Annotated in this window: 9 protein-coding genes and 1 pseudogene; 4 read left to right on the top strand and 6 right to left on the bottom strand. The window is 40.1% G+C overall.

Annotated elements, in window-relative coordinates; genetic code table 11:
- Positions 1-110: 110 nt before the first annotated feature.
- The 3 genes and pseudogenes from E0E32_RS08300 to E0E32_RS08290 all read right to left on the bottom strand — a co-directional run bounded on the left by E0E32_RS08300 (position 111) and on the right by E0E32_RS08290 (position 2,437).
- A pseudogene (locus tag E0E32_RS08300) lies at positions 111-970 on the bottom strand (Rpn family recombination-promoting nuclease/putative transposase).
- Positions 971-1,063: 93 nt separating this feature from the next.
- The gene (locus tag E0E32_RS08295; protein ID WP_130859563.1) at positions 1,064-1,522 is read right to left on the bottom strand and encodes an NUDIX hydrolase; all 459 of its coding nucleotides are present in this window, start codon (positions 1,520-1,522) and stop codon (positions 1,064-1,066) included.
- 138 nt (positions 1,523-1,660) lie between these two features.
- Positions 1,661-2,437, bottom strand: coding sequence for a helix-turn-helix transcriptional regulator (locus E0E32_RS08290; protein WP_165445000.1), 777 nt, complete (start codon positions 2,435-2,437; stop codon positions 1,661-1,663).
- 130 nt (positions 2,438-2,567) lie between these two features.
- On the opposite strand from E0E32_RS08290, the gene E0E32_RS08285 reads away from it, so the two are divergent.
- Both E0E32_RS08285 and arfA read left to right on the top strand, forming a co-directional pair.
- The gene (locus tag E0E32_RS08285) at positions 2,568-3,518 is read left to right on the top strand and encodes a glycoside hydrolase family 43 protein (RefSeq protein ID WP_130859561.1); all 951 of its coding nucleotides are present in this window, start codon (positions 2,568-2,570) and stop codon (positions 3,516-3,518) included.
- An 8-nt stretch (positions 3,519-3,526) separates the two neighbouring features.
- The gene (gene arfA, locus E0E32_RS08280; RefSeq protein ID WP_286171955.1) at positions 3,527-5,032 is read left to right on the top strand and encodes an arabinosylfuranosidase ArfA; all 1,506 of its coding nucleotides are present in this window, start codon (positions 3,527-3,529) and stop codon (positions 5,030-5,032) included.
- Positions 5,033-5,159: 127 nt separating this feature from the next.
- Here the strand turns inward: arfA and E0E32_RS08275 are convergent, their stop codons facing one another.
- The gene (locus E0E32_RS08275; RefSeq protein ID WP_130859559.1) at positions 5,160-6,149 is read right to left on the bottom strand and encodes a Gfo/Idh/MocA family protein; all 990 of its coding nucleotides are present in this window, start codon (positions 6,147-6,149) and stop codon (positions 5,160-5,162) included.
- A gap of 568 nt (positions 6,150-6,717) precedes the next feature.
- Between E0E32_RS08275 and E0E32_RS08270 the strand changes: the two genes are divergently transcribed.
- Positions 6,718-8,328 carry an FMN-binding glutamate synthase family protein gene (locus E0E32_RS08270; protein WP_130859558.1) on the top strand — a complete coding sequence of 537 codons (1,611 nt, stop codon included), beginning with the start codon at positions 6,718-6,720 and terminating at the stop codon, positions 8,326-8,328.
- A gap of 86 nt (positions 8,329-8,414) precedes the next feature.
- Here E0E32_RS08270 and E0E32_RS08265 read toward each other — a convergent pair whose 3' ends face one another.
- Entirely contained in the window at positions 8,415-10,943 is a 2,529-nt protein-coding gene (locus E0E32_RS08265) for a winged helix-turn-helix domain-containing protein (protein WP_130859557.1), read from the bottom strand.
- A 239-nt stretch (positions 10,944-11,182) separates the two neighbouring features.
- Here E0E32_RS08265 and E0E32_RS08260 point away from each other — a divergent pair, with 239 nt between their 5' ends.
- Positions 11,183-12,049, top strand: a complete 867-nt coding sequence (locus tag E0E32_RS08260) for an AraC family transcriptional regulator (protein ID WP_066191469.1) — start codon at positions 11,183-11,185, stop codon at positions 12,047-12,049.
- A gap of 83 nt (positions 12,050-12,132) precedes the next feature.
- Here the strand turns inward: E0E32_RS08260 and E0E32_RS08255 are convergent, their stop codons facing one another.
- Entirely contained in the window at positions 12,133-15,210 is a 3,078-nt protein-coding gene (locus E0E32_RS08255) for a beta-galactosidase (protein ID WP_130859556.1), read from the bottom strand.

Below are 15,210 nucleotides of genomic sequence, written 5' to 3'. Positions count from 1 at the left end.
TCTAGTTCCTTTTTCGAAAACGAACGATAATGTACATGGGTTATCCGTTTACCTTAAAGCATTATCATTAGTGACAAGCTACTTCCTTATCTCACACCTGTTCCTACTAATTATTTAGAATTTCTTTTCAAGTCCTCAATCACCTCTTTTTCCAAACCGGTAATTCTTGAGATTAAATCTAAAGAAAAACCTTCCTTCAACATCACTACAGCATCCTCTTTTTTACCCATTTCCTTCCCTTTTTCCTCATACGAAATAGGCAGTTCCAAAATCTTTTCGGCATCGTCCGATCGTTTGATTTCCTCCATCAATTCTTCCTCCTCTTCTTCATTTAAGATTAAATAGCTTTCAAAAAATCCATAAATTAGTCGTTCTCTGGCTGGATCTAATTTCATTCGTACTAGCATACGCAGGAATTCTTTCTTTACTTCTACCTTTTCTTGCCCATTTTACTCAGAAGGGCTGCCGCTGCAGGGTTATCTGAACGAATATAGTCACGCCAATCTTTTTCACGCAAATGAAGGATCCTATAGTTAAAGGTTAACACATGATGGAAAGGGAAAGCCATCGTATATTGGTCATATTCCCAGTCTTCCTCGTAACTAAAAACAGCAATCGGCACAATCGGTTTTCTATACCTATTATACAACATGTTAAAATAAAGAAACATGCGCTCATGGAAATTCGACTGTTGGTAACTTTGTGGTTCGACATGGATAATCAGCATAGCATCGCTTTCTTTCAATTTGGTTTCCACGACAATATCCAAGCGGCGAGTGTCTCCATCATGCAAGTCGGAAAATTCTTCTTCTGAAAGGGGTTTGATGGTGGCAAAGTCTAAATAAGCGTGGACATCAGGAAAGAAGGCTTCCAGGAATTCTTCGAAAAAGTTGTGGATTAATTCTTTGAATAATTGGTCATGTTTGGTGTAGGTCTGAGGTGCTTCGCGAACGAGTGATAATACGGTCATTATAGCACGTCCTTTGTGAGGTTATGAGGGATGTATCGTGGTGAAGTTCTAAGACTAGTATAGCATCAATCACCAGGTAGAACAAGTGTTTGTTTACAAAATTTCCTTTTCTTTTATATAACATGTTTGTCTCGTTTTCAACCATTTTTCTAAAGCTCTCAGCACATGTGATTTTTTAATATAATGGCTTAATTCTCTTACAGGTACCCACTTTACTTGTACAATCTCACCATCAGGATCGTTCATTTGGGGTGTATCTTTTAAATCAACCTCTATTCTAAATACGGTCACTAGGCTATGTGCCGTATATTTCCGAATAAAACTTTCATGAATATACGCTAATTCCTGATTTTGCACATGCAGTCCAGTTTCTTCGTGTACCTCTCTATAAAGTGCCTTTTCAAGTGTTTCATTTAGCTCCACTACTCCACCTGGAAGACTCCACGTATAATCAGCATCGTTACTGTTATTTTGCACTAAAAGGATATTACTTCCTGATAGTATAATAGCTGAAACTATTCTATATAGGCTAAACTCTTCTGTGACTGTCATTTTTACTCCCCCTTGTATTTTTAAACCTGGCTATTCTATAAAAATATATTACTTTCATTAGAATAAACCATGCACCATCCAGCTTCACAGTCAAAACTCCTAACAATATTATTAGATATTGAAAAGTTAATAAACTAATCATCTCAACCGCTTCTCTTGAAATTCCCGTGGCGAATATCCGACCGATCGTTTAAATTGACGCGAAAAATGGCTAGCACTGCCAAAACCACAGCTTTCCGCTACATCTTGGATCACGGCCGCTTGGTTTACTAGCATTTGTTTAGCTTTATTTATACGTGCATTCAGCAAATCAGCCTTGGGCGAAATATAGAAGAATCGTTCATAATATGTGTAGAATTGGCTTTTCTCTAAATGTACAGCCTGGCACATCTGGGCAATCGTCCAATCCTTTTCACATTGAGTAAGTAAGGTAAAGCGAAGGTTACGAAAAGCAGCGTGTAACATACTAGCTTCTTCTGATTGATAAGATGGGACAAGTTGCCGCGAACTTTCTATCAACAGCTGACGGAGTAACATATCCATCATTTCTTGTTGAAAGATGTCTGGTGAAAGAAATTCCGCCTGGATCTTTTGAAATAGTTGATCGATTACTTCTATATTTTCAGGATAAAAAACTTCATTTAATGGCAACTGGTAATCTAGAGCATTCCTCCCTTGCATATGGAAGTGCACATAACTATTCTGGAACTCTTGTATTGCAGAATAATCTTGCGGATACTCAGGTGTAAACAGAATACAAGCACCTTCCTGTGCGTACACGATGGAATCAGTTAATACTATACGCATTGATTGATAGAAACGTAAAAAAAGATAACAACCTAACCCATTAGGACGATAAATCCTATCACCATCGCGATTATGACAGCTATAATCACAATAATCCAGTCTCAACATAAGCATCCCCCTTACCTTTCCTTGAGTATATCAAGACCGGAAGAAGTGTCAAGAACAACGGAAAAAAGCCTATTCTTTTTGAAAGGGTTTTCTAGTATGCTTATCCTAATAGTTTTAGGGAGGTAATAAGATGTGTGCCTATCTATTCGTTCACTTTAAAGAGAAAAGAACACCTGATGGCGAACAAGTTTATTTTGGCATCAGTCGTAATGGGTTTGATTGGGAATCTGTCAATCAAGAAAAGCCAGTGCTGTGGAGTTACTATGGTGACAAAGGTGTTCGTTACCATACCATTATCCGTACCAAGACTGGAGAATTTGTCATCCTGGCAACAGATTTGAGCTTATCCTATGGTATGTTGAATCAATATCAGGGATCATGGGAAACCATTTCACGCCATGGCAGCAAATCCTTAGCCCTATGGCGCTCCCAAGACCTAATCAACTGGGAACCGCAAGAAATGATACCACTTGGAAATGAGCATTTTGGTTGTCTTTGGGCACCAGATATCATCTATGACCAGCACAATGAGGATTACATCGTACATTGGTCTTCTGCCCATGCGGATAACAATTTTGGTCCAAAAGCGATTTATTATGCACGAACAAAGGATTTTCGTGATTTTAGCGAACCAAATATTCTGTATAAGAAAGAAGATAGTGGTGTGATTGATTCTGCGATGTACGAAGAAAATGGCCTGTACTATCTTTTTGTGAAAAGCGAAGGCCATCCAGCCAACATTATTCTATTACGTTCTGACCACATCACCGGTCCATTTGAAAAGATCGAGGCTTTTGATCATGGTATGGGTGAGCTGGAAACAGGCGTGTATGAAGCACCAACTGCTACAAAATTAGCAGATAATCGCTGGGCGTTATTTTTAGACTTTTATGGAACAAAAGACGCTGCCGGTCACGGTTATATCCCATTCCTGGCTGATTCCTTGGCTAGCGGTGAATTCACCCGTGCCGATACGAACTTTTCTTTTCCTTATGGTTTTAAGCATGGGACTATTCTAGCGATCACTGACGAAGAGTTTGAACGATTGCAACATTATCAAGAACAACCTTCCGAATATTAGAAAGGATGATAGACATGAAAAAAGCAAACTTACATATCAACAAACATTTTCAGATTGGTGAAATCGACAACCGCATTTATGGGTCCTTTATTGAACATCTTGGTCGTGCCGTATATGAAGGAATTTATCAACCGGAAAGCCCTTTTGCTGATGAACAGGGGTTTCGACAGGATGTCATTGATTTGGTCAAACAATTAAATGTTCCCGTCGTTCGCTATCCAGGTGGGAATTTTGTGTCAGGATATCGTTGGGAAAACAGTGTTGGACCAAAAGATAAACGACCAGAAACAGTTGACTTAGCATGGCAGGTCATTGAATCCAATCAATTCGGTTTAAATGAATTTATCGATTGGTCGAAAAAGGCGAAGACAGAAACTATGATGGCGGTTAATTTAGGCACTAGGGGAATCGAAGCTGCCAAAAATATTTTGGAATATAGCAATTTAAAAAGCGGGAGTTACTATAGTAACTTGCGCCGTCAGCATGGGTGGGAAGAGCCGCATGATATTAAGTTATGGTGTTTAGGCAATGAAATGGATGGCCCTTGGCAAGAGGGACATAAAACGGCTTATGAATACGGCCGACTTGCTGCTGAAACGGGACGTACCATGAAAATGATGGATCCAACAATTGAAACCGTGGCTTGTGGCAGCTCCTCATTGCAAATGCCGACATTCGGTGGATGGGAAGATACCGTGTTGATGGAGTGTTATGATCAAGTCGATTATTTATCCTTACATCAATATTATGGAAATCGTGATAACGATTCAGCTGGATTTTTAGCCAATACCGTCGCCATGGATCAGTTTATCAGCCAAGTCATCTCCATCTGTGATGCCGTCAAGGCGAAAAAACGTGGTAAAAAGGATATTCATCTCTCTTTTGATGAATGGAATGTTTGGTATCATTCTAATGAACAAGACAAAGACATTGAACGATGGACGCAGCACCCTCATCAATTGGAGGATGTTTATAATTTTGAAGATGCCCTCTTAGTAGCTGGCATGATGATTACCATGTTGCGACATGCCGATCGCATCAAGATTGCCTGCCTTGCTCAGCTGGTAAATGTGATCGCACCGATTATGACATCAGATACCGGGGCTTGGAAACAAACCATTTACTATCCGTTTGAGTTGATCAGTAATTTAGGTCGAGGCACCGTGCTACAAACAGAAATCGATGTCCCTTTTTATGAGTCTGTTCACGGTGATGCTCCCTACCTAGACTCTGTTGTTGTGATGAATGAAGAACAAGAATCCGTTACTATTTTTGCAGTAAACAAAGACTTGAAGGAACAAATGGAACTCGCCGTTGATCTGCGTCAATTTGAAGGATATCAGGTGGACAAACATGTTGTATTAACCCATCCTGACTTAAAGGCAGAAAACACGGAGGCTCAGCCCAATAATGTCGTTCCAAAGGCGAATGGTAATGCAGCATTAGATGGCGGGCATTTACATGCGATTTTGCCTAATCAGAGTTTTCATGTGATTACGATTAAGAAGAAGTAGATTGATATAATTGTACAATTAACGTGGTAAGCCTAAGCCTACCACGTTAATTCAAATAAAAGCAGATATCGCTCATCATTATCATCTCTACTTGAATATGTCATTATCCCATATAGGCTTTCTATTGTTACAAATTCTTCTTCAAATCAATTTCTCTTTTTAATTTAATTGATTCCAAAGAAGCGCTTACCATTTGGAAACTGTAGATGTTATCAGACACAACATTACTAGGTTCTCGCCCCTCCTCAATAGCTGTTATCATTTCATTTATAGAAAAAGCTCGATCTTGTTTTTCCATCTCAGGAAGAGATAATGACTGTTCTTCTCCATTTGGCTTAATAATCATAGGCCTATCATCAATTAATGCGATGATGCCTTGCCTACCATATAACTTGCACTCACCATTCCAAGAAGTTTCCGGACCGCTAGTTACCCAGCTCGCAAAGTAATTGACATGTATACCTTCCATATCGATCAACACACTCGCTGTTGGATTACCTTGAAACCAACTCCAAGAAGGACGCATACTTTTCGCATATATGGTATTTGCATTTTTCCCAAGAATGTATCTTAATAAATCAAAGTGGTGGATACTCATATCTTCCAAAATGATTTCTTGATAATTATCTCTCCATCCCCCGAATTTAGAAGCCCGTTGAAAGTTCCACTCGACATACTCAATAGGACCAACGACTTCTTGTTCTACTGCTTGTTTAATGGCTTGAATTTCAGGTCGATATCGATAATTTTGACTTACTACCACATGTTGTTGATATTTTTTTGCAAGTTCAAATAAATCATCTGCTGTCTCTTTCGTGTGGGCTAAAGGTTTTTCCATGAAAACATGGAAATCATGCTTTAAGGCATCTAAAGTAATTTGCCCACGTGTTTGTGGTGGAGTAATTACCACTGCGATATCCGCTGTTTCTTTCTCAAATGCTTCTAAATGATTCTCATAATAATTGATCGTTTTTACGTCCATTATTCTGCGAGCTTTCTCCAAATTTTCTTTTGCTACATCTACAACGGCAACAATGTCTACATGGGGATCATCTCTCAGAATTTCCAGCCATGTCAATCCAAAATCACCTGTACCTACTTGAATTATTTTTTTCATTTCCCCACATCCTTTGACTGAATTTTTATGAGTATAGATAGCATCTTCATAAAATTACATGAGCAATTTAACAAACAATACGTAGAATTTACAACACGCCCCCTATTAATAGTTTATTTTATATATTGTATGCGCTTAAAATAAGACGGAAATCACTTCTATCTCAAAGCTCCATTAGGACTATATTGTAATTCTTTACCCTTGTCATACCTTTCTTGCTAAATTTCCCTAGCATTCTTCACTCCACCCATAATTTTTAATTAATTTTAACTATATCACATTTTTCCCCTGTTTATCTAACTGCAGAAATGAACTGATACATTTCTGTAAGATAAATAATATGAGAACCGATTTTTTTGATTGCTTTTTGGTAACTGAATGAAATTACCTGATTGAAGCATAATGGGCATTCATCCTATGAAGCGTGATCACTATTTTCAGTAATTAATAATGCATCTCTCCATGTGAATATTTGTATTTATTCACTACACCGTGTACTTCCACAAAAACAGGGTATTCCATAAATAGGACCACCTTATTCATACATCAAAAAAGGAGTGACAACAAAATGGAATGGAATATACTAGATTGGATCCTGCTTTCCACCATTATACTTATCGTTACCATCATTATTGTGCCATTGATATTATTTGTTTTTCTTTACCTGAAAGATCGCAGTCAGCATCAGCATGCCATCTTGCGAAACTTCCCATTGCTCGGGAAATTGCGATATATCCTGGAAAAGATGGGGCCTGAGCTAAGGCAATACTTATTTGATCAAGATCGATCGGGCAAGCCTTTCTCCCGTGATGATTATCGCGATATCATCATGCCAGCCAAATATCAGAAGAACATGATAGGTTTTGGTTCGCGACGAGATTTTGAAGAAGCGGATTTTTATGTACAAAACGCCATGTTTCCTAAACAGCAAGCAGAATTGGAAGTAGATAATCAACCGCTTATTGATTCCAAGGTGTATCAAATCAAAGAGGACAATTTATTTAATCGAAAAGAAACATTCCAAGATAATCAAATCAAACCTTGGCTGCTTACTGATGAACACGCGATTGTACTTGGGCCGCAATGCCGGCACCCTTTTACCGTTAAAGGATTGGTGGGAATGTCAGCCATGAGTTATGGTGCCTTGGGAGATCATGCAATTGCTGCCTTATCTAAAGGAATTGGTATGGCTGGTGGTTCTTGGATGAATACTGGAGAAGGTGGTTTGTCTGATCATCATTTACAAGGAAATACCGATATCATTGCTCAAATCGGACCAGGTTTATTTGGTGTGCGTACAAAATCTGGGGAATTCAGCTGGGATCTTTTGAAAGAAAAAAGTGAGATACCACAAGTAAAGGCTTTTGAATTAAAGTTAGCCCAAGGAGCGAAGACACGCGGCGGACATGTGGCTGCGGAAAAGGTAACGGAAGAAATTGCTGCTATTCGTAATGTTGAGCCTTATCAAGAGATTGATAGTCCCAACCGCTTCCATGAATTTCATGATGTTCCTTCCTTGTTTGACTTCATTGATAAAATTCGAAATCACACAGGACTGCCTGTAGGCATGAAGGTCGTTATCGGAGGTAATCAGTCTTTTGAAGAAATTGCCCAATATATGAGGGATTCCGGAACAGGTCCTGATTTTATTACCGTAGATGGATCGGAAGGTGGTACGGGGGCTACCTTTCAAGAATTAGCTGATCGCGTCGGCTTACCGATAAAGTCAGCCGTGATGATTGTCGATCAAACATTGAAAAAATATGGTGTGCGAGATCGTGTAAAAGTGATCGCCTCAGGGAAACTGTTTACGGCTGACCGCATTGCTGTTTTGCTTGGGATGGGTGCTGATTTAATCAATATCGCTCGTGCCTTTATGATCACCGTGGGCTGTATTATGGCACAAATCTGTCATACCAACCGTTGTCCAGTTGGTGTAGCTACCACAGACACCAAGCTGCAGCAGGCATTAGTCGTTGATGAAAAATGTTACCGCACACTTAATTTTTTGGTAACTTTACGAGAAAGCCTATTCAGAATATCTGCCGCTGCCGGACTCGTTAGCCCTAGTGAATTTAATGCATCACATATTGCTTATACCGACGCTTATCATCAAGTACGTAGTCTTAGCGAATTACTAGATAGGGTCGAGAATCCTCCTGCTCATTCGATGACATGAGGCAGGGGGTTACGCTGGCGAAATCTTAGGAATTCGCACCATATAAACATATCTAAGGAAAATGGTGAAAGGATGACAGATAGATTCTATATCTCCCATCCTTTCGCTAGCAAAATGGCCTGTGTCCTTGATTTCACCTCTAATTTACTGTATATATTCGTTAAATAGACACGAATGGTTCCTTCTGATAAATACAATTGCTTGGCCATCTCCCGATTAGAAGCTCCGCTTATCAACAAACGCAGGATATCCTTTTCGCGCTCTGTCAGTTGACCTAAACGTTTGTCCAGACGGATCATGCTTGTCTGTTGCAGCGCGATCAAATTTTTTAGATAATTCTGTTGGTCCAGATCCATGTTAGTCGTATTATTTAGATAGGAATGCAGTATGTTACTCGTGCTTAATTCATCAATAACTAACCGTTTATAGCCATAACGTGATCCCAATGCAAGCACCACTTCTAGGGTAGTGCGTGCGACTTTGTCCTGATCCAAATGATAATAACAGAGCGTCTCTAAGAGGGCTGCTTCGATGATAATATCAACCTGCCCAATGCCTTGGCCGTATTCATGTACTTCCATTACAATGTTTAATGCCTCACGGTACGCTTTTTTTGCCATCAACAGCCGGCAATAGACTAACACCCATAACTCTTGACCTAATTCTATTCGCAGAGAATCCGGACGCTTTACACGAAATAATACCGCTTCTGCTTCTTCTAGTTTATTTTCTCTTATATAGGCCAATGCCTTCATCGCTTCGATGGATCGTTGCCAGTACCATTCAGAAACATGATGGATGGAAAAATCCCATACCGCATGGGCCGCGGTTATCTGCCCTTGTGCCATGTATATCTTCCCTTGTAATACCGTTAATGGCACATATAAACCACGGTCTTTAAAGGTATTGGCATAACGAAGTCCCTGCGTAACTTCTCGTAATGCCTCCTCCAGCTGATTCTCTTCATAGAGCTGCTCCGCAAGCATGCTATAGCTGTATCCCATTAAATGCTGATCCTTGAATTCTGTTTGACGAAACCACTCCGTAAAGGCACGATGCAGATTAATATCAGAATATTTCCCTTTCCCACCCAAAGAAGTCCGCGTCACCTTAGCATAAAAAGGGTTATACTGCACCGGAGCAAGATACCATTTATCATGGACCAGCCCTCGCTGTACTTGCTTCGTAATTAATTCCACAAACATCTCTAATTCCCCAGCTGCCAAATGAACAGCAGCCTTCAAAGAAAGCAAAATACTGACGAGTTCGGAATATTCTTCCCTATCCTTCCACCCGTCTTGCTTATCACGCGCATCCAGTTCGCTAATTGCTTGGTTGGCCTTTTCTATCTCTTGAATATTCATGAGCGAGATGGCATAAATCAGCAATGTTTCCACATGTACTGGATAAGCCGCTTTTCGCAAACGATCGACCCATTGTATTAATAAATGCGTTTGTGCGCTATTAAAGATATCAAGCAAATTCGTCGTAATCCATTGATCTGCCAAAGAAAACAACTGATGCTTTAAAGCAAATTCAATCGCCATATGGTGATCTCTTTTGTTATATAGTAAGCATGCAGCTTTTTTTGTCAGTTCCTGCAAAGCTTCTCCACGATATACCTTCTGTCTCTCTTCTTCCAATACCTCCAACAAAAGCGGATGATAGCGAAAGGCTTGTTTTTCTTGAGATAAACGTATGGTCAGGATACCGTAATCTACTAATTCAACAAGCTGTTCGCTGCTGTCTTCTCGATTGGTCAAGGCATTGCAAAGTTCCGGATCCAGCACCTCAAACAATGATGTTTGCAACAGAAAGTGTTGTGTCGATGGAACCAAGGTAGTAAAGATTTCTTCCATAATATATTCAGAGGCAAAAGCGGCAGAACGCTGTAAAGATCCTGCATTCCTCTCTGCTGAAACACTAGCAAGTTGCACGCCAGCTGCCCAGCCTGCCGTACGATCCAAAACATTTTGGCAAAACGATGCCTTATCTACCGTGATGTGATTCTTTTGAAATACTGCTTCTATCTCTTGATACGTGAAGGCTAGTTCGGACATACTTATTTCCTTCACCCAACATTTCATACGCCAGGAGGCAATTGGAAAAGGTAATTTCCTCCTGCTTGCAATATATAAATGAACATGGTCTGGCAAATATTGAACCAAACGAATCATCATTTGATGAATCATATCCAGTTCAATATGGTGATAATCATCTAATATGATATGTAACCGGGTGTCCATTTCGTCTAATTCATGTAATAAAGAATCAATAATGAGTTCGGAAGGCGGCATATATTTTAAATTAAAAAGATGTCCCAATTGTTGATCCATTGGATAACCAGTCGCATACACGATCGATTGCAACACATATTGGAAAAATCTATTCGGATCATTGTCCATTATATCTAGAGACAACCATGCTGTCGGTTCTTTCAACTGCCACTTCCATTGGCTTAGTATCGTCGTTTTCCCATAACCTGCCGCTGCTTCTATCACTGTAATCTTGGAGGCAGACTTTTCCCGCAGCAGTGCATACAAACGCTCTCTGTGAACAATGGCAGTGCTTACCTTTGGTACCGACATTTTAGAATGTAACCAAATCGTTTGCATCGTTGTTCAACTCCTTTGCCCCCCTGCATCTATTATAGGAAGGACGACTTATACATTATTATACATGTTTTTAACCTATTGTGGTTCATTCTTTTGTCAGAATAATTAGTGTTTTTTAGACAGAATGGGTATTTTGCGGTTAAGCAAAGCAGCGCCTAGCATGATTAACCTGTACTAGTGGTGTATAATAAGTAATAAGTTACCGTACTTTATTGTTTTTAGAGAGGGGGCGAATAACAATGCAGCATCAATTCCCGGAAGCCGTCTATTATTATTTTAAAGAATGGCAGGAATTTCATATGAAACCACATCAACATGCGGCGATTGAAATCATGTATGTGATCAAAGGGAAATGTAAAATTGAGATAAACAACAAAATCATTGAATTGCGTAAACAGCAATATATTTTCATTTACGGCAACGTACCGCATCGTTTGATTGTCGAGAAAAAACAGCCATGTCGTATGCTCAATGTAGAATTTGAATGGAGGCAATCGTCCAAGCATTTTACGGATATCGATACGCTTGTTTCCCATGATAATCGACTGCATAAGATGCTTACTGCCGAGGAAGATTATTTCATATTAAAGGATGGGGGACATATATACAGTCAACTTAGCTCCTTAGTCTTAGAGTTGGATTTACAAACTACCGGCAATCTGCTTCAGATCGATGTCTTATTTATCCAGCTTCTATTGAATATCGCCAAAAGCAGGCATGAGCAACGAAATCAACTGGACGAAACCAATGAATTCATTATTCATCAAGTATTGTCTTATATCCATGAAAACTATGATTATGAGATTAGAGTACAAGATTTAGCTCGTATTGTTCATTTACACCCTAATTATTTACATCGTATTTTCAAACAATCGCTTCATGTTACGATTAATGAATACATTACTAACTTACGACTGGACAAAGCAAAGATGCTCCTTTCTAAAACCGATATCCCTGTCACAGAGATTGCCAGTTATGTTGGAATAAATACCAGTCAATACTTTAGTAATATGTTTAAGACGGTTACACAGATGACTCCTTCTCAATACCGACAACGAACGCAAGACTTTAAAGGACAGGTTAAACGCCCAGAGAAATGGCTCTAATATATAGACTATTCTATCTCTTCATACAAACCAGCCTGCTCCCATGTGTGAGTGAGATCAGGCTGGTTGGAAGAATCTCCTTTTTATTCTGTTATAATAGCCCACTCTCGATAACTGGCTATCACATTCCCCTGTTTATCTGTTGCAAACAGTTGAGAACGTTCCTTCTCTAACGTAAAACGATATCTTTTCTCGGAAGCTTGATCCCTTATTTCAATTGGTGTGTCCACCGCATACTCGGAGACAAATATATATAAGTTACCGTGCGTAAAGCTTAGTTTACGTCCATATATACCAGGGTATTGTCCCCCTTGCAGCCACTCTATTTCATTGGTTACACCTGCAGCCTGTACCGCCTTTTGATAAACAGCTATCAAGACATCCGCACGTTGATTTAATTCAATCGGAAGAGGTGACCAAATTAATTTCCCTTTGCCAAGCTTCACTTCCAGCAAATCTGTCCCAGCGACTTCTTCTTTATATAGTTCTCCAATTCGTCTATCACCAAATGAAACAGGGTATTCTATACCATTTATCGTCAGCAATTCCTCTCGGAGAATATTTGCTAATCGATGCTCGCCTAGTTCTTTTTGCAATATGTGTTCATGCTGCCAATACTCGTCCAAGCCGATTGGTCCCGTCCATAACAATACTGCCCCACTTTCCTTGACATAGTCTATCAGCTGATTACGAGCTTGCCTGCTAAAGTTATGCGCACTTGGCACGATAATAAGACGAGGAGCCTGTAGCCTAAGTGCTTCCAGTTGATATTCGCTCATGGCTCTAAAGGGTATATTCATGTCATAAGCAAGCACTCTCGTAAGCTTGGTAGTAGCATCAAAGGCAAATTTTCGATTAGAGAAATCATTCGAATAAGGAAAAATGGCTATTATCTCTTCTAATCCCCTGTCTTCAAATAAATCACTAATTTGGCCGATAAAGCTGCCAAAATCATACGACACATCCGCTTCTGGCTTCTCTGAACCATCCGCTCGTAATGCGCCAATATTTGATTCGTTAATATTATTCATATAGAAATTGGTATTCCATAACCACTGTACGGCACCTGCTCCGCCTGTCGAAAAAGCATAAGCATATTTCCGCTCTAACATATTGCGCAATTCATATTCGGAACGTTTCGCCTTATTATCCGGTGTTTCCACATACATTATCCCGGTTTCTTGAATCAAATTGGGCTTATTAGGTGTCTTGGTGAAAATACCATCCCACACCAATTGGTCAAGCATCCACCAAGAATGAACGGTTGTATAGTCTACTACCTGTTCATAAAAGAATGGAGTGGGCCTCTGACTCGTTAATGCCTCATCCTGTCCCACGGTTACCAATTGTTTCGGATTGACGGATCGCAATGTTTCTGTAAGCTGACACGCCCAGCGGTTGTGCATATCCATCGTAAATAATGTATAATCTAGCCATGGCAACCCCCGTTTCAGACGGCGCATATCCTGAATATCAAAATTCACTTCTTCTTGCTCTGGCATTTCCACCGCCTCAAACGATGGCAGTTCTTCTGGTGTCATATCCCAGCGCTCTTGCAATGCTTGAATCGTTTGATGACGATCCCTTAGCCAAGCAACAAAGGCTTGCTTTTCAAAAGGATCATTTGCCGTTCTTGGTCCTTGAAAAAAACGCTTTGGATCAAACATGGACGGCTCATTGATTAGATCCCAGTTTATATTCGTTGTATAACGATGCCTGGAGGCCAGGGCAGCAATAAAACGTTTTTGGGCCTTTACACTTCTTGGATCCAAATAAGGATTAACTCCTTCATAAGCTATTGGGGTAAAAGCAAAGAAATTAAAGGTGACTTCGATTTGATGTTTTTTGGCAGTAAGAATAAACGCGTCAATCGCACGTAACACCTCTTCTGACGGGTGACCATCCTCAAACATAACATGACGCCAACCCGTCCAAAGTCCCGTTCGAATCAAATTAATACCTGCCTTTTTCATATCTGCCATGTCCTGATCCCAAACAGCTGGATTCGGTATAAAAATAAATTTACGCGCTACATCTGAAGTCATATAGGTTTGGCCGACAATTGGAAATGGCCGATTATTTTTCCAAAAATAATCGCGTTTCACTTCCAAGTATGTACCTTCTTGTAAAAACTCCTGATCGTTCCCCCAAAAACCTTGTGTTAATGTCCGCTCTTCTCCATTGTCAGATGTTAAGGTACATTCGATCCGATACTGTCCTTTTTCAATCATTACATCCACCGGAATCTGGAGACGGTCCCATTGATCGGTTACCTGCAGTTTCCCTTCCGTCGACCAAATGACATGATTGTTATAGATGATCTGGAGCTGGTACCGCCATGTATCCTGCACATCGATCTTATCCAGTGCCTGTGTAATTTTTTCATACTGCAAGGTAATAGACGGACGCTCTCCTTCCTCATAGACGGCATAATTAGGTTGCATCCAGAACTCTGTCACACCACGACGAATGATATCCGTCCATTCCTTTAACGCCGCTACTCCCTCTGCAGTCCAAAATTTCGTGGTAAGAGGTTGATTAATAAACAGCCACCTGCCCCCGGCAAAAGAGGACTTGGTATTCTCTAATAAAACGGCCGGTGCTGCGGTAAATCTTCCTTCTGGAGAGATTCCTTTTAATAAAGGCTTGATTTGCAGATCCATCGGTCCGCTTGATCCATTCTCATCTGGTCTATCCCGTGATTTCGTTGCATGCAAAATAAAATTATTAGTCGATTCTATCGTAAATAAAGCTTCTTTCCCCTGAAAGAATGGCAGTTGATCATTAGCTTCCAGTCTAGTAAACGACGAGGCATCTACAGATAATATTTCATGAATGTTCAGCTGTCTGTGATAAGATGTCTGGTCACGTTCCATTATCCAGGCACCATTTCTTTCCGTTACCGGTGTTCGAAAAGGGAATCCGCCTATATGTAATAAAGCTTTTCCCTTTTTCAAATAAGCTAGTAAACTATTCCATAGCCGCTTAGGGAAGAATCGCCCGTGCAAATATACTAAACAATCGATGTCTCCCTCTGATAAGGCTTGCTCTAACCCATTCACATCTACCACCTTACACTGTTCTTGCAATTGCTTCAGGCTTTCCGGGGAAGGTCGTTCCCCTTCATATAAAAATTGTTCATCATAAAAAATAACAGTCAT

It is taken from the genome of Gracilibacillus phocaeensis (assembly GCF_900626275.1).
Taxonomy (GTDB): Bacteria; Bacillota; Bacilli; order Bacillales; family Amphibacillaceae; genus Gracilibacillus; species Gracilibacillus timonensis.
Note: the sequence above shows the minus strand (reverse complement) of the source record. Positions and strands in the feature narration are given on the sequence as shown.

Coding starts and splice junctions, on each gene's coding strand:
- E0E32_RS08275 (WP_130859559.1), bottom strand. CDS start 6,149: ATGAAAAAAATAATTCAAGTAGGTACAGGTGATTTTGGATTGACATGG.
- E0E32_RS08270 (WP_130859558.1), top strand. CDS start 6,718: ATGGAATGGAATATACTAGATTGGATCCTGCTTTCCACCATTATACTT.
- E0E32_RS08290 (WP_165445000.1), bottom strand. CDS start 2,437: ATGTTGAGACTGGATTATTGTGATTATAGCTGTCATAATCGCGATGGT.
- E0E32_RS08285 (WP_130859561.1), top strand. CDS start 2,568: ATGTGTGCCTATCTATTCGTTCACTTTAAAGAGAAAAGAACACCTGAT.
- E0E32_RS08260 (WP_066191469.1), top strand. CDS start 11,183: ATGCAGCATCAATTCCCGGAAGCCGTCTATTATTATTTTAAAGAATGG.
- E0E32_RS08265 (WP_130859557.1), bottom strand. CDS start 10,943: ATGCAAACGATTTGGTTACATTCTAAAATGTCGGTACCAAAGGTAAGC.
- E0E32_RS08255 (WP_130859556.1), bottom strand. CDS start 15,210: ATGACTGTTATTTTTTATGATGAACAATTTTTATATGAAGGGGAACGA.
- E0E32_RS08295 (WP_130859563.1), bottom strand. CDS start 1,522: ATGACAGTCACAGAAGAGTTTAGCCTATATAGAATAGTTTCAGCTATT.